The sequence below is a fragment of the Phycicoccus jejuensis genome, from assembly GCF_000720925.1.
Classification (GTDB): Bacteria; Actinomycetota; Actinomycetes; order Actinomycetales; family Dermatophilaceae; genus Phycicoccus; species Phycicoccus jejuensis.
The window spans coordinates 1-20394 of the sequence record NZ_JOEE01000003.1 but is presented as its reverse complement, the minus strand read 5'-3'; the positions used below and the strand labels follow the sequence as shown (position 1 = coordinate 20394).

Annotated in this window: 16 protein-coding genes; 7 read left to right on the top strand and 9 right to left on the bottom strand. The window is 74.8% G+C overall.

The window, feature by feature from the left end; all coding sequences use genetic code 11:
- The first annotated feature begins 252 nt into the window (after positions 1-252).
- Complete coding sequence (locus IG69_RS0106365) at positions 253-2997, top strand: FtsK/SpoIIIE family DNA translocase (RefSeq protein WP_084696632.1); 2745 nt, start codon at positions 253-255, stop codon at positions 2995-2997.
- 34 nt (positions 2998-3031) lie between these two features.
- Entirely contained in the window at positions 3032-3733 is a 702-nt protein-coding gene (locus IG69_RS0106360) for an ion channel (protein WP_051750304.1), read from the top strand.
- A gap of 28 nt (positions 3734-3761) precedes the next feature.
- Here the strand turns inward: IG69_RS0106360 and IG69_RS0106355 are convergent, their stop codons facing one another.
- Positions 3762-4955 carry a dipeptidase gene (locus IG69_RS0106355; protein WP_030527331.1) on the bottom strand — a complete coding sequence of 398 codons (1194 nt, stop codon included), beginning with the start codon at positions 4953-4955 and terminating at the stop codon, positions 3762-3764.
- A gap of 58 nt (positions 4956-5013) precedes the next feature.
- Here IG69_RS0106355 and rimO point away from each other — a divergent pair, with 58 nt between their 5' ends.
- The 3 genes from rimO to IG69_RS0106335 all read left to right on the top strand — a co-directional run bounded on the left by rimO (position 5014) and on the right by IG69_RS0106335 (position 7680).
- Positions 5014-6429, top strand: a complete 1416-nt coding sequence (rimO, locus tag IG69_RS0106350; protein WP_030527330.1) for a 30S ribosomal protein S12 methylthiotransferase RimO — start codon at positions 5014-5016, stop codon at positions 6427-6429.
- Positions 6426-7169: a CDP-diacylglycerol--glycerol-3-phosphate 3-phosphatidyltransferase gene (pgsA, locus tag IG69_RS0106345; RefSeq protein ID WP_084696631.1), complete on the top strand. Its 744-nt coding sequence runs from the start codon at positions 6426-6428 to the stop codon at positions 7167-7169. The genes rimO and pgsA overlap by 4 nt, the downstream gene beginning before the upstream one ends.
- Before the next feature lie 202 nt (positions 7170-7371).
- Positions 7372-7680, top strand: a complete 309-nt coding sequence (locus IG69_RS0106335; RefSeq protein WP_030527327.1) for a helix-turn-helix domain-containing protein — start codon at positions 7372-7374, stop codon at positions 7678-7680.
- 299 nt (positions 7681-7979) lie between these two features.
- On the opposite strand, the gene IG69_RS0106330 is transcribed toward IG69_RS0106335, so the two are convergent.
- Entirely contained in the window at positions 7980-8855 is an 876-nt protein-coding gene (locus IG69_RS0106330) for a DNA-formamidopyrimidine glycosylase family protein (RefSeq protein WP_036829345.1), read from the bottom strand.
- 6 nt (positions 8856-8861) lie between these two features.
- Entirely contained in the window at positions 8862-13565 is a 4704-nt protein-coding gene (locus IG69_RS0106325; RefSeq protein ID WP_030527325.1) for an ATP-dependent helicase, read from the bottom strand.
- Positions 13566-13716: 151 nt separating this feature from the next.
- Here IG69_RS0106325 and IG69_RS0106320 point away from each other — a divergent pair, with 151 nt between their 5' ends.
- Positions 13717-15084 carry a hypothetical protein gene (locus IG69_RS0106320; protein ID WP_030527324.1) on the top strand — a complete coding sequence of 456 codons (1368 nt, stop codon included), beginning with the start codon at positions 13717-13719 and terminating at the stop codon, positions 15082-15084.
- A gap of 37 nt (positions 15085-15121) precedes the next feature.
- On the opposite strand, the gene IG69_RS0106315 is transcribed toward IG69_RS0106320, so the two are convergent.
- The 4 genes from IG69_RS0106315 to IG69_RS0106300 form a co-directional block, all read right to left on the bottom strand.
- Positions 15122-15595, bottom strand: a complete 474-nt coding sequence (locus tag IG69_RS0106315) for a GNAT family N-acetyltransferase (protein ID WP_030527323.1) — start codon at positions 15593-15595, stop codon at positions 15122-15124.
- Positions 15596-15599: 4 nt separating this feature from the next.
- The gene (locus IG69_RS0106310) at positions 15600-16229 is read right to left on the bottom strand and encodes a dihydrofolate reductase family protein (protein WP_030527322.1); all 630 of its coding nucleotides are present in this window, start codon (positions 16227-16229) and stop codon (positions 15600-15602) included.
- A 70-nt stretch (positions 16230-16299) separates the two neighbouring features.
- On the bottom strand, positions 16300-17325 hold the full coding sequence (locus IG69_RS0106305; RefSeq protein WP_207023033.1) for an agmatine deiminase family protein: 1026 nt from the start codon (positions 17323-17325) through the stop codon (positions 16300-16302).
- A 14-nt stretch (positions 17326-17339) separates the two neighbouring features.
- Positions 17340-18311, bottom strand: a complete 972-nt coding sequence (locus IG69_RS0106300; protein WP_030527320.1) for a nitrilase-related carbon-nitrogen hydrolase — start codon at positions 18309-18311, stop codon at positions 17340-17342.
- Positions 18312-18380: 69 nt separating this feature from the next.
- Here IG69_RS0106300 and IG69_RS0106295 point away from each other — a divergent pair, with 69 nt between their 5' ends.
- On the top strand, positions 18381-18605 hold the full coding sequence (locus IG69_RS0106295; RefSeq protein WP_030527319.1) for a DUF3046 domain-containing protein: 225 nt from the start codon (positions 18381-18383) through the stop codon (positions 18603-18605).
- Positions 18606-18614: 9 nt separating this feature from the next.
- Here the strand turns inward: IG69_RS0106295 and IG69_RS20905 are convergent, their stop codons facing one another.
- Together IG69_RS20905 and IG69_RS20900 are read right to left on the bottom strand one after the other, a co-directional pair.
- Complete coding sequence (locus IG69_RS20905; protein ID WP_051750303.1) at positions 18615-19622, bottom strand: NBR1-Ig-like domain-containing protein; 1008 nt, start codon at positions 19620-19622, stop codon at positions 18615-18617.
- Between the two features lie 151 nt (positions 19623-19773).
- Positions 19774-20394 (bottom strand): SpoIID/LytB domain-containing protein (locus IG69_RS20900; protein WP_245616098.1); only part of this gene is annotated, 621 nt, incomplete at its 5' end.

Here is a 20394-nt window from a genome sequence, read left to right as displayed (position 1 = left end):
ACGACGCACGGCAGGACGTCGGGCCGGCTCCGCAGGGGGAGCCCACCGACGGGAACGGGCAGGCTCCGCAGGGGGCCGCACCCGGTCCACCCGGCCGGCACGACTGTGCGGTGTCCCGCTCGGCGACAGGGGTCGAGCGGGGCACCGCACGTGCGTGTCGGCCGGGAACGCCGGCGGTCGGGCGGGAAATCCGTGGCTCCCGTGCCGCGTGTGACACGTGAGTCGGCTGTGACGCTCGCGTAGCCTGCGACCATGGCGACACGTACGTCCCCCACCTCCCGCTCCCGGGGTGGCAGCACGCGCCCCGCGACGCGGAAGAAGGCGGCGAGCCCCCGGACGGCGGCCAAGCGACCCGCGCGCTCGGGCGGGCTGCCGCTGCCGCTGCGCGCCGCCCAGACCACGTGGATGGGCCTGGCCCACGCCACCGGCGCCGTCGCGCGCACGGTCGGTGACGCCGGGCGGGACCTCGAGCCGGAGCACCGCCGCGACGGCGTGGGCTTCCTGCTCGTCGCGCTGTCGGTCGTCGTCGCCGCCCGCGAGTGGTGGGGGATGCCGGGCGCCGTCGGCACGATCGTCCACGCCGTCGTCGCCGGGACCTTCGGCAAGGTCGGCTACGCCGTCCCGCTCGTGCTCCTCGCCTTCGGCATCCGGGTGCTGCGGGCGCCGCGCGAGGAGGAGTCGACCTCCCGCGCAGCCGTCGGCACCACCGCGCTCGCCTTCGCCGCCTGCGGCCTCGTCCACGTCTCCGCCGGCATCCCGACCCCGCCCGAGGGCGCCGACGGGATGCGCGCGGCCGGCGGCATCATCGGCTTCCTCGCCTCGAGCCCGCTCGAGGCGGCCGTGTCGGTCTACGGCACCGTCCCGCTGCTGCTCCTCCTCGGCCTGTTCTCCCTCCTCGTCCTCACCGCGACCCCGCTGCACCAGGTGCCCGAGCGCCTGCGCGGGGCGATGGACCGCCTGACCGGCCACCACCCCGACGCCGAGCCCGAGCCCGAGCCGGCCCCGAAGGCGACGCGCCGCCGCCGCACCGCCCGTGAGCTCGCCGACGCCGAGGCCTCCATGCACGGCGACGAGGCGTTCGAGCAGGCCGCGGTCGTCGACCCGCGCACCGGCAAGCGGCTGCGTCCCGGGCAGAAGCGCCCATCGTCCGCCCCGGAGCCCGCCGCCGCGTCCTCGCAGACGGCCCCGCCGGCCGCGGCGGAGGCGCTCGCCCGGCAGGTCCAGGCCAAGGCCCCGCTCGAGGCGCCGCCCACCGCGCAGCTGCCCCCGCGCGTCGAGCAGCTCTCGCTCGCCGGCGACATCACCTACACGCTGCCGGACTCGGGCGTCCTCGAGCCGGGCAGCCCGCACAAGGCGCGCAGCGCGGCCAACGACCGCGTCGTCGAGTCGCTGACGACCGTCCTCGACCAGTTCGACATCGACGCGCAGGTCACCGGCTTCACCCGTGGCCCGACCGTCACCCGCTACGAGGTCGAGCTCGGCCCGGGCATCAAGGTCGAGCGAGTCACGGCCCTCTCGAAGAACATCGCCTACGCCGTCGCCAGCGCCGACGTGCGCATCCTGTCCCCGATCCCCGGCAAGTCGGCGATCGGCATCGAGATCCCCAACACCGACCGCGAGAAGGTCAGCCTCGGCGACGTCCTGCGCAGCCAGGTCGCGCGCGGGTCCGAGCACCCGATGGTCATGGGCGTCGGCAAGGACGTCGAGGGCGGCTACGTCATCGCCAACCTCGCGAAGATGCCGCACCTGCTCGTCGCGGGCGCCACGGGCGCGGGCAAGTCGAGCTTCGTCAACTCGATGATCACCTCGATCCTCATGCGCTCGACCCCCGACGAGGTCCGGATGGTCCTCGTCGACCCCAAGCGCGTGGAGCTGACCGCCTACGAGGGCATCCCGCACCTCATCACGCCGATCATCACCAACCCGAAGAAGGCCGCCGAGGCCCTCCAGTGGGTCGTGCGCGAGATGGACACCCGCTACGACGACCTCGCGGCGTTCGGGTTCAAGCACGTCGACGACTTCAACAAGGCGGTCCGTGCCGGCAAGGTCAAGCCGCTGCCGGGGTCGGAGCGGGTCATCACGCCCTACCCGTACCTGCTGGTCATCGTCGACGAGCTCGCCGACCTCATGATGGTCGCGCCGCGCGACGTCGAGGAGTCGATCGTCCGCATCACCCAGCTGGCGCGCGCGGCGGGCATCCACCTCGTCCTCGCGACCCAGCGCCCTTCGGTCGACGTCGTCACCGGCCTCATCAAGGCCAACGTTCCCTCGCGGATGGCCTTCGCGACCTCCTCGCTCGCCGACAGCCGCGTCGTTCTCGACCAGCCGGGCGCCGAGAAGCTCATCGGCCAGGGTGACGCGCTCTTCCTTCCGATGGGTGCGAGCAAGCCGATGCGCGTCCAGGGCGCGTGGGTCACCGAGTCCGAGATCCACGCCGTCGTCACGCACGTCACCGAGCAGCTCAAGCCCCGCTACCGCGACGACGTCGTCGTCGCCGCGCCGAAGAAGCAGGTCGACGACGACATCGGCGACGACCTCGACCTCCTGCTCCAGGCGACCGAGCTCGTCGTCACGACGCAGTTCGGCTCGACCTCGATGCTCCAGCGCAAGCTGCGCGTCGGGTTCGCCAAGGCCGGGCGCCTCATGGACCTCCTCGAGTCGCGCGGCGTCGTCGGGCCCTCGGAGGGCTCGAAGGCGCGCGACGTGCTCGTCAAGGCCGACGACCTGCCGACCACGCTCGCGCTGCTGCGCGGCGAGGACGTGCCGGACGCGGACGTGCCGTTCGACGGCGAAGCGATGGACGGGGACGCGCACACGCTGGCGTCCGCCGCGGCCGCCGGCCACGCCGTCCCCGAGGACGACACGGCGGAGGTGCCGGTCGTCCGCTACGGCGGCGACGCGGTGGCCGACGACCTCGACCGCTACCCGGCGGCCGTCGAGTACCACGACGGTGACGACGACGGCGAGGACGCCTGGGAGCTGACGGGCCGCCGGTGACCGGCCGCGGTCGCCGCCCGGCTACCGTGCTCCCATGACCTCGACCTGGGAGGAGCTGCGGGAGCCGCCGTCGACGTGGGAGCGGTGGAAGGCGACGCTGCGCAAGCAGCCCTCGGCCATGCTCCTCGCGGTGCAGATCCTCGTCATCCTCCTGCTGCCCTTCCTCGAGGACACCGAGGGCGGACGCGCCGTCATCTCGCTGCTCAGCCTCGCCGCGCTCGTCACCGCCGTCTTCACCGTGCGCAGCACGCCGGCGCTCACGTGGCTCTCGGCGACCCTCGCCCTGCCCGCGGCCGTGCTCGAGATCTGGAGCCTCGTCGACGACACCGGCTCCGTGCTGGTGTTCGCGCACTCGGTGCTCGCGCTCTTCTACTTCTACACGGCGTACGCGCTCATCTCGTACATGTTCGAGGACTCCTGGGTGACCAAGGACGAGCTCTTCGCCGTCGGCGCCGCCTTCACGGTGCTCGTCTTCGCGTTCGCCTACGTCTTCCTCGCGATCCAGGAGATCTGGCCCGGCTCGTTCATCGGGCACGCGGAGTCCGATCGTCGTACCTTCCTCGAGCTGATCTACCTCTCGGCGGCCCAGCTGACGAGCGTCGGCCTCTCCGACGTCGTCGCGGTCAAGCCCGAGGCCCGCGCCGTGAGCACCATCGAGCAGCTCGGCGGCGTGCTCTACGTCGCGATGGTCATCTCGCGGCTCGTCGCGCTGACGGTGATGCGCAACCGCCCCTGACCTGCTGCGCCCGGGGCGTCCCCGTCGCTCAGACGGCGACCCCGTCGAGGACCTCGATCCGCGCCAGGCCGGGGCCGCGGGTCGCGGCGATCTCGCCGGCGCGCTCCTGCGCCTCCCCGAGGACGCGCAGGGCGTTGCCGCTCGTGAGGGCGCCGAGGTCGGCGTCGCTCCACCCGCGCTCGGCGAGGGCGGCGAGCAGCCGGGGGTAGCCGCTGACGTCCTCGAGGCCCGCCGGCTGCACGTCGACGCCGTCGTAGTCGCCCCCGAGGCCGATGTGCTCGACGCCGGCGACCTCGCGCACGTGCTCGCAGTGCGCCACGACGTCGTCGACCGTGGCCGCGGGGGCCGGGTGGGTCCGGCGGCGGGCGGCGGTGAACGCGGTGTAGGCGACGAAGTCGGACGACGAGATGCCCTCGGCCGCTGCGGCATCGGCGGCCTCGAGGTCCCACTCGCGCACGGCGGGGGAGACGAACTTGGGCACGAACGTCACCATGCAGACGCCGCCGTTGCCGGGCAGGCGCTCGAGGACGTCGTCGGGGACGTTGCGGGGGTGGTCGCAGACGGCGAGCGCCGACGAGTGCGAGAAGACGACGGGCGCCTCGGTGACCTCCAGCGCGTCACGCATGGTGTCGGCCGAGACGTGGCTGAGGTCGACGAGCATCCCGAGCCGGTTCATCTCGCGGACGACCTCGCGGCCGAACGCCGAGAGACCGCCGAGCACCGCCTCGTCGGTGGCGGAGTCCGCCCACGGCACGTTGTCGTTGTGGGTGAGCGTCATGTACCGGACGCCGAGGGCGAAGAGCATCCGGAGGGTACCGAGCGAGGAGTCGATGCTGTGCCCGCCCTCGGCGCCCATGAGGGAGGCGATGCGGCCGGTCGCGAGGGCCTGCTCGACCTCGGCGCGGGTCGTCGCGAGGGCAAGGTCACCGGGGTGGCGTCGGACCATCTCGTGCACGGCGTCGACCTGCTCGAGCGTGGCCGCGACGGCGGCGTCGCCCTGGAGCTCGGCGGGGACGAAGACCGACCAGAACTGGGCGCCGACCCCGCCTTCGCGCAGCCGCGGGAGGTCGGTGTGGGTGGGGAGCCCGCCGGCCGCGAGGTCGAGGCGCTCCCAGTCGTAGCCGACCCGCTCGCGGGCCTCCCAGGGCAGGTCGTTGTGGCCGTCGAGGACCGGGTGGTCCGCGAGCAGCGCGGCGATGCGGGCCTGCGTGTGCTCGAGCATGCGCGCGACCCTACCGGGGGTGCCCGAGGGGCCGACCCGGCGCAACTAGAGTGGCGGCATGACGACCAGTGCGACCCGCGGCAGCGTCGCGCTCGTGACCCTCGGCTGTACCCGCAACGAGGTCGACTCGGAGGAGCTCGCCGGCCGGCTCGCGGCCGACGGGTGGACCCTCGTCGACGACGCCGCCGACGCCGATGTCGCCCTCGTCAACACGTGCGGCTTCGTCGAGCAGGCGAAGAAGGACTCCATCGACACACTCCTCGAGGCGGCCGACCTCAAGGAGACCGGGCGCACCCAGGCCGTCGTCGCCGTCGGGTGCCTCGCCGAGCGCTACGGGCGCACCCTCGCCGACGAGCTGCCGGACGCCGACGCGGTGCTCGGGTTCGACTCCTACGCCGACATGTCGACCCACCTCCAGGGCATCCTCGCCGGCAGCCGCCCCCAGTCCCACGTCCCGACCGACCGCCGTCGCCTGCTGCCGCTCTCGCCGGTCGAGCGCCCTGCGGCGTCCGACAGCGTGGCGCTGCCCGGGCACGACGCCGAGGTCGTCCGCTCGCGCCTCGGGTCGGCCCCGTGGGCGCCGCTGAAGATCGCGAGCGGCTGCGACCGTCGCTGTGCCTTCTGCGCCATCCCGATGTTCCGCGGCTCGTTCGTGTCGCGCCGGCCCACCGACGTCCTCGCCGAGGCGCGCTGGCTCGCCGGGCAGGGCGTGCGCGAGCTGTTCCTCGTCAGCGAGAACTCGACGTCGTACGGCAAGGACCTCGGCGACCTCACGCTGTTGGAGTCGATCCTCCCCGAGCTCACGGCCATCGACGGCGTCGAGCGCGTCCGCGTGTCGTACCTCCAGCCGGCCGAGGTGCGCCCCGGCCTGCTCGAGACGATGGCCGCGACGCCCGGCGTCTCGCCCTGGTACGACCTGTCCTTCCAGCACGCCTCGACCCCGCTGCTGCGCCGGATGCGCCGCTTCGGCGGCACCGAGCCCTTCCTCGGGCTGCTCGAGGGCGTGCGCGCACGTCAGCCGCTCGCCGGCGCCCGCAGCAACGTCATCGTCGGGTTCCCGGGCGAGACCGAGGCCGACGTCGAGGAGCTCGAGCGCTTCCTCACCGCGGCCCGGCTCGACGTCGTCGGCGTGTTCGGCTACTCGGACGAGGACGGCACCGAGGGCGAGACCCTCGACGGCCACCTGCCGCAGGACGTCGTCGCCGAGCGGGTCGAGCGCGTCTCCGCCCTCGTCGAGGAGCTGACCGCGCAGCGCGCCCTCGAGCGCGTCGGGGAGCCCGTCACCGTCCTCGTCGAGGAGCACGACGAGGACGACGCCCTGGTCGTCGTCGGCCGGGCCGACCACCAGGGGCCGGACGTCGACGGGGTGTGCCACGTGCGGATGACCGACGGTGCGCTGCCCGCCGTCGGGTCCTTCGTCGAGGGCGTCGTCGTGGGGGCGGAGGGAGTCGACCTGCTGGTGGAGCCGCGATGAGCGAACCCACCCCCCGCCCGCCACGCCCCGTGCGGCCCGGGCCGCTCGCCGACGGGCGGATGAGCGACCCCTACCGCGTCGGCATCGACCCCGCGAGCCCGGTCGTGCCCGAGACCGGCCCGAGCGCGTGGAACATCGCCAACTACCTCACGGTGCTGCGCCTCGCCCTCGTCCCGGTCTTCGGCTGGCTGCTGCTCACGCACGGCGGCGAGGACCCGGCCTACCGCTGGGCGGCCTTCGGGGTCTTCGCGGTCGCGATGATCACCGACCGCATCGACGGCGACCTCGCGCGCAGCCGCGGCCTCGTGACGAACTTCGGCAAGGTCGTCGACCCGATCGCCGACAAGGCGCTCGTGACGATGGCCCTCGTCGGCCTCTCGAGCGTCGGCGAGGTCATGTGGTGGGTCACCGTGCTCGTCCTGGTGCGCGAGTGGGGCATCACCGCGATCCGCTTCTGGGTCATCCGGCACGGCGTCATGGCCGCGGGGCGCGGCGGCAAGGTCAAGACGCTGCTGCAGACCTTCGGCATCGGCTTCTTCCTCTGGCCGCGCTGGACGCTGCCCTTCAGCGGCTTCTGGGACGCCCTGTCGTGGACCCTGCTCGGGGCCGCTGTCGTCGTCACCGTCGTCACCGGGGTCGACTACCTCGTCCAGGCCCTGCGGCTGCGGCGCACGAGCGAGCGCGCGGTGCGCAAGCGCGCCGAGCGCGCGGCGCGACGGTCCGGGGGAGCCTCGCGGTGATCATGACGGGGGCGGCGCGGCCGGCGGGAACAGCCGTGGGGGAGCGCGCGTTCTCCGAGGACCGGCCGCGGGCCCGGGCCACGAGCCTCACGCCTCGGCTCGTCCACGAGGTCGGGACCGTCCGGAACCTCCCTGCCGACGAGGCCCCGGCGCGGTACCGTAGGGCGACCACCGACGAGCTGACGTCCCGAGAGGAGGCACCGTGATCCTGCTCCGCCATGAGCTGGGCGAGGTGCTCCGCGAGGTGCGCACCGCGCAGAAGCGGACGCTGCGCGACGTCGCCAAGTCCTCGGCGGTCTCGCTCGGCTACCTCAGCGAGATCGAGCGCGGCACCAAGGAGGCCTCCTCCGAGCTGCTCGCCTCGGTCTGCGACGGCCTCGGGATGACCCTCTCCGAGCTGCTCTCCCTCGTGCGCGACCGCGTCGCCCACGTCGAGACGATGACCGCCCCGGTCACCCTGCCCGTCGCGCCGGCCATCGCCGCCGACGAGGTCTCCGCCTCCGCGGCCTGAGCCCCGGTCCCGACCTCACCCTGCCGGCCCGACCTCGCGGCGCCGAGGTGTCATGGCACCCCGGCACGGCGAGCCGGCACCGTCTCGGCGGGATCACCCCGGCACGGCGAGCTGGCACCGGCGCGGCGAGGGGGCACCGGCAGGGCGCGACACAGGGGGACGTCCGCGACACGCCGGTTCCGAGCCGGGGTCTCGTGGACATTTCGGGGTGACCCCGAAAAGTGGAGGCGTTGGGGGCTCGTGAGGCCGCGGGGGCTCGTGGGGCGGCGGGGGCTCGTGGGGTGGTGGAGGCTTGTGGATCAGGGGGTGCGGCGGCGGTAGGCGCCGCGCGGGCCCGGGGTGCTGCCGAGGGGGCGCTGGGGGCGGCCGTCGTCGGTGGGGGCGAGACCGCCCTGGCACGTCGGGCACGAGAAGATCGTCCGCTCCCGAGGAGGCACGCCGGCCATCGCGACGCGCACGGTGCTGCCGCAGCGGCGGCAGGGTCGGCCCGAGCGGGCGTGGACGTAGGCCTCCTCGCCGGCCCGTTGGATGCCGGTGCTGCCCTGCCACCCGGTCCGCTCGGCCGCCGCCATGAGCCGGTGCAGCCGGGCGAGCATCCGGTCGAGCCGGTCGGGGTCGGCCTCGGCGGCCGGCTGCCACGGGAACAGCCGCTCGATGAAGAGCAGCTCGCTGGCCCAGAAGGTCCCGACCCCGGCGAGGGTGCGCTGGTCGAGGAGCGCCTCGACGAGCGTGCGCGGATGGGCGAGCACGTGGTCGCGGGCGAGGTCGGGGTCCCAGTCGGGGCCGAGGACGTCCGGGCCGAGGTGACCGACGAGGTCGGACTCGCGGGCCGTCGGCACGAGGTCGAGCATCCCGAGGCGCAGCCCGAAGCCGGACCACTCGTCGGTGAGCACGGCGGCGCGCAGGTCCTGCCGACGCAGCGTGCGCTCGGTGCGCGGGCCGGGGTGCTCGACGCGCCACTGGCCCTCCATCCGCAGGTGCGTGTGGAGGGTCGAGCCGGTGTCGAAGCGCTGGAGGACGTGCTTGCCGCGGGCCACGACCTCGAGCGTGGTCGCCCCGCGCAGGTCGACGTCCGGGGCCGAGGGCCAGCGCAGCTCGGCGTGCGTCACGACGCGGCCGGCGAGGGCGCGGTGCAGCCGGTCGGCCGTCCGGTGGACGGTGTCACCCTCGGGCATCGACGATCACCGCCGCATCCGCAGACCGCGGGGGGTGAGGTGGAACCCGGCGGCCTCGAGCGCCGAGACGACGGGGTGGTCGGAGCCGAGGAGCTGCCCGCCGTCGGCCTTCTCGACGGTGATCCGTCCGAGGTGGCCCCGCCGGACGGCGTCGGCCAGGGCCGAGGCGGCGAGGGCGAGGACGGCCGGGTCGTCGGCGAAGGTGAGCAGCGTCTTGCCGCCGCGCTCGACGTAGAGCGCGAGGACGCCGTCGACGAGGACGACGACCGCCCCGGCCTTGCGCCCCGGCTGGTGCCGGCGCCGCTTGTCGTCGCCCTCGCCGTCGGACGGCTCGGCGACCCGGTCCGGCCACGGCAGGGCCGCGCCGTAGGGGTTGGCCGGGTCGCTCGCCGCGAGGACGACCGTCGTGGGATCGCCCCGCTTCTCACCGCCCGCCGGACCGGTGCCGGCGCGGAGCCGGTCGACCGCGCCCGAGGTGCCGAACTGCGACGCGCCGAGCCCCTCGACGAAGTAGCCGCGCCGCACGCGGCCGCTCTCCTCGGCCTTGCCGAGCACCCGGTAGACGCCGGCGAAGCCGCCGGGGACCTCCTCGGCGGCCACCGCGCCGCGGGTGACGATGCCGTGCCGGTCGAGCAGCAGCTCGGCGGTCGCGAGCGCGCGCAGCGTCGGGTCGGCGTCGGCCGGCGGCAGCAGCGCCCACCGACCGGTCACCCGGGCGGGGCCGGAGCGCGCCGGGAAGGCCGGCCGCGACGGGGCGGACCCCAGCGCCCCGAGCGGACCACGGCGGCTGCCGTACCGGGTGCGACGCGGCGCGGGCGTGCTGCGCTTGTGCGCCGTCCGGCCGCCCGCGAGCACGGCGCGCACGGGGGCGAAGGTGTCGCCGGTGACGCGGCCGGACCAGACGAGGTCCCAGAGGGTCGTGGCGAGCGCCTCGTCGTCGGTGCTGCCGACCTGGTCGGAGAGGCCCCGGAAGAAGTGGGCGCCGCCACCGGCGAGGAGGTCGAGGACGGCGATGCCCTGCTCGGTCGGCACCCGCTCCGGGTCCGGGCCGGGCAGCGTGAGGTGCGCGGAGTCGGCGAGGTGCAGCGACACCCAGCCGTCGTCGCCGGGGAGGGAGCCGTGGCCGCACCACAGCACCTCGCCCCCGGCCATCAGCTCGTCGAGCAGGGCCGGGGTGTAGTCGGCGACGCGGGCGGGCAGGACGAGCGACTCGACGGCGCTCGCGGGCAGGACCGCACCGCTCAGCTGCTCGACGGCCCGCAGGACGCCGTCGCGCCCACGCAGTCGCCCACCGATGCCCTGCCACTCGCCGAGGAAGCGCCCGAAGGCGTCGGGCGTGACCGGCTCGACCTCGGCGCGCAGCGCCGCGAGCGAGCGCCGGCGGAGCATCCGCAGGACCTCGGCGTCGCAGAACTCGGTGGAGCCGCCGCCGGTCGGCAGGAGCTCGCCCTCGACGACACGCCCCGAGGAGACGAGCCGGGCGAGGGTCTGCGCGGCCACGGCGACCCCGATGCCGTAGGCCCGGGCGACCTCGGAGGCGTGGAAGGGCGCGTGGGTGCGGGCGTAGCGCGCGACGAGGTCGCCGAGGGGGTCGGTGACCGGCTCGAGGAAGGTCTGCGGCACACCCGGTGGGAGCGAGGCCCCGAGGGCGTCGCGCAGCCGGGAGGCGTCGTCGATGGCGGCCCAGCGGTCCTCGCCGGCCACGCGCACCGGGATCGCCTGGCGGGCGGCGGCGAGGTCGGCGAGCCAGCCCTCGACGTCGGCGCCGGTGACGCCCTCGCGACAGCGCTGGAGCACGCCGTCGACGGACAGCGGGCCGAGGACGCGCAGCAGGTCGAGGACGTCGTCACCGTCGCGGGCGGCGCGCTCGGGCGTCAGGCGCTGCAGCTCGGCCTCGGTGCGGGCGACCTGCTCGGCGTCGAGGAGGTCGCGCAGCGCGAGCCCCTCGGAGCCGCCCAGGAGCTCGGCGAGGAGCGAGGGGTCGAGGGCCAGCGCCGCGGCCCGGCGCTCGGCGAGCGGGGTGTCGCCCTCGTAGAGGAACTGCGCGACGTAGCCGAACAGCAGCGACTTCGCGAAGGGCGACGGCGTGCTCGACTCGACCTCGACGACGGTGACCTTGCGCCCGGCGACGTCGCGCATGAGCTCGACGAGCCCGGGCACGTCGAAGACGTCCTGGACGCACTCGCGCACGGCCTCGAGGACGATCGGGAAGGTCGGGAACCGGCTCGCGACCTCGAGGAGCTGCGAGGCGCGCTGGCGCTGCTGCCACAGCGGCTGGCGCCGGTCGGGCCGGCGGCGGGGCAGCAGGAGGGCGCGGGCGGCGCACTCGCGGAACCGGCTCGCGAACAGGGCGGAGCCGCCGATCTCGTCGGTGACGATGCCGCGCACGTCGTCGGGGTCGAGGGTCACGAGGTCGAGCAGCTCACGGCCGACGCTGCGCCGGTCGATGCCCTCGACGTCGTCGAACTCGAGGTCGGGCAGCCGCAGGACGATGCCGTCGTCGCCGTGCATCGCCTGCACGTCGACGCCGAAGCGGTCGCGCATCCGCGCCGACAGGGCGAGCGCCCACGGTGCGTGCACCTGCGCGCCGAAGGGGGAGTGCACGGCGATGCGCCAGTCGCCGAGCTCGTCGCGGAAGCGCTCGACGACGACGGTGCGGTCGTCGGGGACGTGGCCCGTGGCCTCGCGCTGCTCGCGCAGGTAGGTGAGGAGGTTGTCGGCCGCCCACTCGTCGAGCCCGGCCGCCATGACGCGCTCGCGGGCGGCGGTGGGGGAGAGGGCCTCGACCTCGCGGACGAACTCGCCGACGGCACGGCCGAGCTCGGCGGGGCGCCCGAGGGAGTCGCCCTTCCAGAACGGCAGCCGGCCGGGCAGGCCCGGCGCCGGTGTGACGAGCACGCGGTCGTGGGTGATGTCCTCGATCCGCCAGGTGCTCGTGCCGAGCGTGAAGAGGTCACCGACCCGTGACTCGTAGACCATCTCCTCGTCGAGCTCGCCGACCCGCCGGCCCGGCCCCTCACCCGTCGCGAGGAAGACGGCGTAGAGCCCGCGGTCGGGGATGGTGCCGCCGGAGGTGACGGCGAGCCGCTGCGCGCCACGGCGACCGGTCAGCGTGTCGGACAGCCGGTCCCAGGTGATGCGGGCGCGCAGCTCGGCGAAGTCCTCGCTGGGGTAGCGACCCGCGAGCATGTCGAGGACCGACTCGAGGACCGGCCGGGTGAGCGTCGCGTACGGCGCGGAGCGACGGGCGAGGGCGAGGACGTCGTCGACCGTCCACTCGTCGAGCGCGCACATCGCGACGACCTGCTGGGCGAGCACGTCGAGGGGCGTCTGCGGCACGTGGAGCGCCTCGATGCTGCCCGAGAGCATCCGTTCGACGACGACGGCGGTCTGCACGAGGTCGCCGCGGAACTTCGGGAAGAGCACGCCGCGGGAGACGGCGCCGACCTGGTGGCCGGCGCGCCCGACGCGCTGCAGCCCGGAGGCGACCGACGGCGGCGACTCGACCTGCACGACGAGGTCGACGGCGCCCATGTCGATGCCGAGCTCGAGGCTGCTCGTGGCGACGACCGCGGGCAGGCGGCCGGACTTCAGCTCCTCCTCGATCTGGCCGCGCTGCTCCTTGCTGACCGAGCCGTGGTGCGCGCGCGCGAGCACCGGTGCGGCGCCGGCGGACTGACCGGACTGGGCCATCACCTGCGCCGGCGCGGCCTTGAGGACCGCCGGCCGCGGCGTCGCGCCCTCCGCCCCCACCTCGTCGGCCCCGTCGGCGGCCTCGACGCGCTCCTCCCAGATCTCGTTGAGCCGCGTCGTGAGCCGCTCGGCCAGGCGCCGGCTGTTGGAGAAGACGAGGGTCGAGGTGTGGTCGGCGACGAGGTCGACGATCCGCTCCTCGACGTGCGGCCAGATGCTCGCGCGCTGCTCCTGCCCGGAGGCCGCGCCCGCGAGGTCGCCGGTCGGCTGCCCGAGCTCGCTCATGTCGGGGACCGGCACGACGACCTTGAGGTCCCACTCCTTGGTCGACGGCGGCTGGACGATGTCGACGGGGCGTCCGCCGGCGAGGTAGCGCGCCACCTCCTCGACCGGACGCACCGTGGCGGACAGGCCGATGCGCTGCGCCGGCCGCTCGAGCAGCCCGTCGAGGCGCTCCAGCGAGAGGGCGAGGTGCGCGCCGCGCTTGGTGCCGGCGAGGGCGTGGACCTCGTCGAGGACGACCGTCTCCACCCCGGCCAGCGCCTCGCGCGCGGCGGAGGTCAGGAGCAGGAAGAGCGACTCGGGCGTCGTGATGAGCACGTCGGACGGGCTGCGGGCGAAGGCGCGCCGCTCGTCGGCCGGGGTGTCGCCGGAGCGCACCGCCACCGTGATGTCCGGTTCCGGCAGTCCGAGCCGGGTCGCCGCGTGCCGGATGCCGACGAGCGGGCTGCGCAGGTTGCGCTCGACGTCGACGGCGAGCGCCTTCATCGGGGAGACGTAGAGGACCCGGCACCGCTTGAGCCGCTCCTCGGGCACCGGCTCCGAGGCGAGGCGGTCGAGCGCCCAGAGGAACGCCGAGAGCGTCTTGCCGGAGCCGGTGGGCGCGACGACGAGCGCGTGGTGCCCGCTGCTCACCGCCTCCCAGGCGCCCTCCTGCGCCGCCGTGGGCGCGCTGAAGCTCCCGCGGAACCAGGCGGCGGTGGCGGGGGAGAAGCGGTCGAGGACGTCGGCAGGCATGTGCTCCACACCCTCTCACCCGGCACCGACACGAGGGCGGTCCCGCGGCGTCCACGACCCTGCGCCGTGGACGGATTCTCCGGAACGGATGCCGGGTCGCACCCCGCGGCGTACGATCCCGCGCATCGGACACATCTGCTCGAGGGGACCCATGCAACGCCTTGCCGCCATCCTGCCTGCCGCCATCCTGATGGCCCTCGGGGTCAGCACCGGACCCGCCGAGGCGGTGGCCCCGGTCCCGGCGGCCAGCGCCGTCGCGGGCCCGACGGGGGCCTACACGCCGCTCAAGCCGGCCCGCCTGCTCGACACCCGCAAGAAGATCGGCGTCACGACGACGACCCCGCTCGGGGCCGGCCGCTACGTCGACCTCCAGGTGAGCACGCGTGGTGGCGTGCCCACGAGCGGGACGTCGTCGGTGATCCTCAACGTCACCGTCGTCTCGCCGAGCAGCGAGGGCTACGTGACGATCTACCCGACCGGCTCCAGCCGGCCGACCGCCTCGTCGGTCAACTTCAACAAGGGGTGGACGGGGGCCAACCTCGTCACGGTCAAGCTCGGCAGCGGGGGCAAGGTCCGGGTCTTCAACTACGCGGGCAACGCGCACGTCGTCGCCGACGTCGTCGGGTACTACCACGCGAACACGAGCACGGCCACGAAGTCGTACGGCGGCTACGCGGGCGTGGACCCCTCGCGCATCCTCGACACCCGCACGACGAACGACCCGCTGCCGGCCGGCTACTACCTGAGCACCGGCGCCGACTTCACGACGGCCGTCAACCCGCACGTCCGGGCGTTCGCGGTCAACGTCACGGTCGTCTCTCCGTCCTCCGCGGGCTACCTCACCGCCTGGAACGGTGACGAGAACGCCATCCCGGGCACCTCCACGCTCAACTTCACGAAGGGCAAGACCGTGCCCAACATGGCCGTGGTGCCGACGCGGGCGTGCGGCAGCGAGTGCGCGGACCCGACCACCCCGGTCATCGGAATCCTCAACACCTCCGGCGGCAGCGCCCACGTCGTCGTCGACCTCGTCGGGATCTACGACGACAACACGCTGACCGACACGTGGCGCTACCGCGCGCTCCCGGGCCCGACGCGCATCGTCAACACCAAGACCGGTCAGGGGATCTCCTCGGCGATCCCGTCCAACGGCACCCGCACGGTCACCACGCCGTCGTCGATCACGACCACGGACACGATGGCGCTCGTCACGAACACGACCGCGAACAAGCCCACGACGACCACGGTCCTCACGCTCTGGAACGCCGACTACACGCGGCCGACGGTGAGCAACCTCAACCCCGCCGCGGGCCAGCTGGTGTCGAACATGACGTTCACCGACATAGGCACCGACTACGACTTCTCGGTGCACAACCGCGTCGGGTCGACCAACCTCGTCATCGACGTGGCGGGCACGATGGAGGCCGCCCCGGCACCGGCGCTGGCGAAGAGTGTCGACAAGGTCGCGGCGCCGCGACTCGCCCCGGAGGGCGTGCAGCTGGCGGCCCGCCACCGCTGAGGCCGAGGTCCTGCGCCTCGACGGCCCGGCCCCCGGGTCAGCCGTCGAGGCGCAGGACCAGCTCGGCGACCTCCGCCCGGCGGCCGGCGGCCCAGCCCGCGTCCTCGCCGACGACGCGGAAGCCGTTGCGCTCCAGCACGCTGCGTGACGCGACGTTGTCGGCGGCCACCCGCCCGTGGACCGGCCGCTGCAGCTCCTCCGCGAGCAGCAGCCGCAGCGCCTCCGACGCGATGCCCTCGCCCCAGCGCGCGGGGTCGACCCAGGAAGTGACCTCGCGCTCGCCCTCGACGGTGAACGCGGCCACGGTGCCCACGAGCACGCCGTCGCGCTCGATGGCCCGGTGCCGGACGGCGGGGTCGGCCCGGACGCGGTGCTGGTGCGCGTCGAAGGCGGCCCGGTCGTCCGGGTCCTCACGGGTGAACGCGGCCATCCGCACGGCCGGCGGGTCGCGCTGCCACGCGAAGAGGGCGTCGTGGTCCTCGTCCCGCACCGGCCGGAGCGTCGTGCCCACGACGTCAGTCCCGACGGTCCAGCAGCAGGTGCACCACGCCGCTCGGCGAGGCGACCACCTCGATGGCGTACGTGTCCTCGAGCGACTCGAGCCCGTCCCAGAGCCGCACCCCGCGCCCGAGGAGGATCGGGACCTGGACGACGTGCGCGTGGTCGACGAGCCCGGCCGCCAGGAAGTCCCGGACCACCGTCGCCCCACCGCCCACCCGCACGTCGAGCCCGTCGGCGGCCTCCCGGGCGACCTCGAGCGCCTCGGCGACCGGGGCGTCGAGGAAGTGGAAGGTCGTGCCGCCGGCCATCTCGAGCGGGGGGCGCGGCCGGTGGGTCAGGACGAACGTCGGGGTGTGGAACGGCGGGTCCTCACCCCACCAGCCGCGCCAGGCCGGGTCGTCCTGCCAGCCGGGCGGCCCGAACTTGTGCGAGCCCATGATCTCGGCGCCGATGCCGACCGAGTGCTGCTGCGCGAGGGCGTCGTCGACACCGGACGAGCCGTCCGGCCCCCAGAAGCGGGTCGCGAACATCCACGTGTGGAGGCGCTGCCCGGCGTGGCCGAACGGCGCCTCGAGCGACTGCGGCTCCCCGGAGCCGAAGCCGTCGAGGGAGACGGCGAAGCTGTGGACGCGGGTGCGGGACATCGGTGGCCTTCTCGGTCGGTGCCCGGCACTCTGGCACGCCGGACCGACAGTCGGCACCCCCGCGGCGTGCTCAGCCCGCCGGCTGCTGCTGCGTGATGCAGTGGATGCCGCCGCCGCGCGCGAACAGCGGGCGCGCGTCGACGCCGACGACCGTGCGGCCCGGGTAGGCCTGCCCGAGCACGCCGAGCGCCTCGTCGTCGCGCGGGTCGTCGAAGGCGCAGGCCACGACGCCGCCGTTGACGACGAGGTGGTTGATGTAGGACCAGTCGACCCAGCCCTCCTCGTCCTCGAGCGTCCGCGGCGCGGGCACCCGGACGACCTCGAGGGTGCGTCCCGCGGCGTCCGTCGACGACGACAGGAGGCCCTCGAGCTCGACCGACACCTCGTGGTCGGGGTGCGCCGGGTCGTCCTGCCAGTGCAGCAGGACCGTCCCGGGCGCGGCGAAGGCCGCGACGATGTCGACGTGGCCGCGGGTGCCGAACTCGTCGTAGTCGCGGGTCAGGCCGCGCGGCAGCCAGACGCAGCGCGTCGCCCCGATCGTGCGCGCCATCTCGGCCTCCACGTCGGCCCGCGACAGCCCGGGGTTGCGGCCGGGGTCGAGCTGCACGGTCTCGGTGAGCAGGACGGTGCCCTCGCCGTCGACGTGCAGGCCGCCTCCCTCGTTGACGAGGTCGGAGCCGACCCGCTCGGCCCCGGCCCGCCCGGCGACGAACGTCCCGATGCGCGCGTCGTGCTCCCAGGTCGCCCACTCCTGCGCACCCCAGCCGTTGAAGACCCAGTCGACCGCGCCGAGCGTGCCGTCGTCGTCGCGGACGAACGTGGGACCGATGTCACGCATCCACGCGTCGTCCAGCGGTGCCTCGAGCAGGTCGACGCGGTAGCGGCCGTGGCGGCCCTCGTCGAGCCAGTGCCGCGCCACGGCGACGGCCGCGGGGTCGACGACGACGGTGACCGGCTCGAAGCGCGACACGGCCAGCGCGACGTCGGCCCACGTCGCGCGGGCCTCGTCGGCGTCGGCGTCCGTCTCTCCGAGCGTGTAGCCCGAGGACGGCCAGGCCATCCACGTGCGCTCGTGCGGGGCCCACTCCGGCGGCATCCGCCAGGCCACGGTCAGCCCTCCCGCCGGTGCTCGGGCCGGATCGGGGCGGCGAGCGGCGCGTAGGAGTCGGGGCGGCGGGTCGCGAGGAAGGGGAAGAGGTCGATCCAGTCCCGGCCCTGGGCGAGGTCGAGGTCGGCGACGAGGACGGCCGCCTCGTCGCGCGGCGCCTGCACGAGGACCCGGCCGTAGGGGTCGGCGATGAACGACGAGCCGTAGAAGGTGATGAGGCCCTCGGTGCCGTAGCGGTTGGGCACGACGACGAAGACTCCGTTGGCGATGGCGTGCCCGACGATGGTGTGCTGCCACAGCGGCTGGGTGTCGAAGTCCGGGTGGTCGGGCTCGGAGCCGATCGCGGTCGGGTAGACGAGGACCTGGGCGCCGGCGAGGCCGTAGGAGCGGGCGACCTCGGGGAACCACTCGTCCCAGCACGTCGGCAGGCCGACGCGCATCCCGCCGACGGCGTCGAGCTCGTAGACGGGGTAGGCGTCCTGCGGCGGGCCGGCGCGGAAGTACTTGTCCTCGTAATAGCCGGCCGTCACGGGGATGTGGGTCTTGCGGGTACGGCCGACGAGCCTGCCGTCGGGCGCGACGAGGACGGCGGTGTTGAAGCCGAGGCCGTCGTCGGAGCCGTCCGGCGCCGGCGCCTTCTCGTAGAGGCTCGCGTGCACGTGCACGCCCGCGGCGGCCGCGGCCTCCCGGGCGAAGGCCACGGTCGGGCCGTCCTCGAGCGACTCGGCCGTCGCGTCGGGGCGGCCCGTGGGCAGCGTGTCGGCCGGGTAGCGAGAGAGGGTGAGCTCGGGGAGGAAGACGACCTGCGCCCCGGCGTCGGCGGCGGTGCGGACGCCGTCGAGGAGCGTGGCGCGCAGCCGGTCGGCGTCCTCGTCCCAGGCGTGCTGGACCAGCCCGACCCGGACGGGCGGCTGCGAGGGCTCGTGGACACGGGCGAGCGAGGGGAGGACCCCGTCGGCGGTGATGAGGCGCATGGCGCCAGTATGCCGTCGCGGGACGGGCCGCCCGCACCGGCCGCGGGACGCGCCGCCTACGATCGGCGGATGCGTCACTCGAGGTTCTGGGAGCTCATGGCCGAGGAGTTCGGCGAGGGCTACGCGCGCTCGCTCGCGAACAACCAGCACCTCACCGCGCTGGGGGGCCGCACCGCGCAGCAGGCCCTCGACGCGGGCGAGGCGCCGCGCGCCGTCTGGGCGGCCCTCACCGCGCAGATGGACGTGCCCGTCGAGCGGCGGCACGGCCGCGAGGTCCCCCCGCCGCGCTCCTGAGCCGGGACGTCAGCGCACGACCAGCTGGTAGGTGACGGGGCGGCTGCCCGGGAAGGCGACGGCGCCCTCGGCGTCGGTCAGCTTGAACCGCCCGATGCAGAAGGTGCCGGCGGCCGGTGCGGTGACCGCGGTCGCCACCTCGACGACGGCACCGGGCGCGGTGTCGGGCACCGGGACGTGCGTGATGGTCTGGCAGTCGTCCGGCCCGGCTGGACCACCGACGCGCTGCAGCCGGTAGCCGACCCACGGCCGGGTGCCGGCGTTCTTCAGCCGCCAGACCTTGGTCGTCGTGCTGCGGGGCGCGACGACCGAGCAGTCCGGGAGCGTCGCGTCCCCGACGAAGACCGCGAGGTCACCGGGGTGCGCCGGCTCCGCGGCGGGCGGGTTGGGCTGCTGGACCGGGCAGCGCGCCGGGGTCGGCAGTAGCGCCGCGAGTCCGCCGGACCCGAGCGCGGCGGCCCGCTCGACACCGGCTCCGGTCATCCCGTCCGGGCTCGTCATCGACGACACGGCGGCGGCGACGAGCGCCACGGCGGCCGCGGTGCCTGCCAGGGTGAGCGCCCGCCGGGCCGCGCCGGGGGCGGCCGGCTCGGGTGGGTCGGTCTCCGGGACGTCGGGGTCCGCCGTCGGGACGCTCGCGGGGTCCGCCGTAGGGACGCTCGCGGGCGCCACCGCCGGGACGACGAGCGGCCCGGCGTCCGCCGGGGGCTGCGCCGCGCCCGGAGCCGGCCGGTCCTGCCCCGGGCAGCTGGGCGCGAGGACGCGGTGGGCCGCGTCCCACGCGGTGCGTGTCGCCCCGAGATCCGCGTCGCAGGCACGGACGTACTCGCGCACCGTCTCCCACGTCGGGAGCCGGTGGCCCCGCACGGCCTCGTGCAGCGTCGTGTGCGAGATGGCCCGCGAGCGCGCGGCCATCGCCCGGTAGGACGGGGTGCCGGCCGCCTCGCGCACCGCGCGCAGGTGCTCGGCGAAGGCGCTGACGGCCGCGCTGCGCGCGGCCCGGTCGGCGTCGGTCACGATGGCTCTCCCCTCGTCCCGGTGGCGTCGGTGCGCCGAGGCCGAGGCTACCGACGCGTGGCGAGACTGCCACCCGGGGAGCGAGGAGGTCGATGGGGAGGCCTCCCCACCGCTCGTGCGGTGGGGAGGCCTCCGGTCCGGGCGGGCCCGGTCAGGACAGGGTGATCCCGCGGTAGTAGGACGTGAGGATGGCGCGGTAGCCCTTGCCGGCGTTCGCCATGTCGCGGGAGCCGTTCTGCGACAGCCAGTCACCGGTCACCCACGCGGAGCACGCCGTGGAGGTGGCGCAGTAGTGGGCTCGCAGCACGGACCCGTCGCGGGTCATCCGCACCGACCACGTGCGGTCGACCGCGGCGCTCGTCGAGGCGACGGACGACCCCGGACGGTAGACCTGGTCGCCGGTGTCGTCCCGGACGTCGTAGCACGCACCGGACGGGGTCTTCCGGGTCGAGTGCAGCGCCCAGTACCAGGCGTAGCTCTTGACGGCGGTGGCGCCGGCGTCGAGCGAGGCCGAGGGCCAGGAGCTGACCCACTCGTTGGGCAGGACGTTCTTGACGTAGGTCTTGAAGTCCACCCGGTCGACCCGTCCGAGCGAGGTGCGGTACACGAGGATCGTCGAGGGCAGCCTCGTGTTGGTGCCGTCCGTCGTGCAGCTCCCCCCGGCCCCGCCGTCGCCGATGCGGTGGGAGGCGTTGTTGTTCTTGAGGGTGGCGTTGAGGTTGGCCTTGGCGCCGTCGGCGAAGGTCTGGGAGGCGCCGGCGTAGCTGCTGTT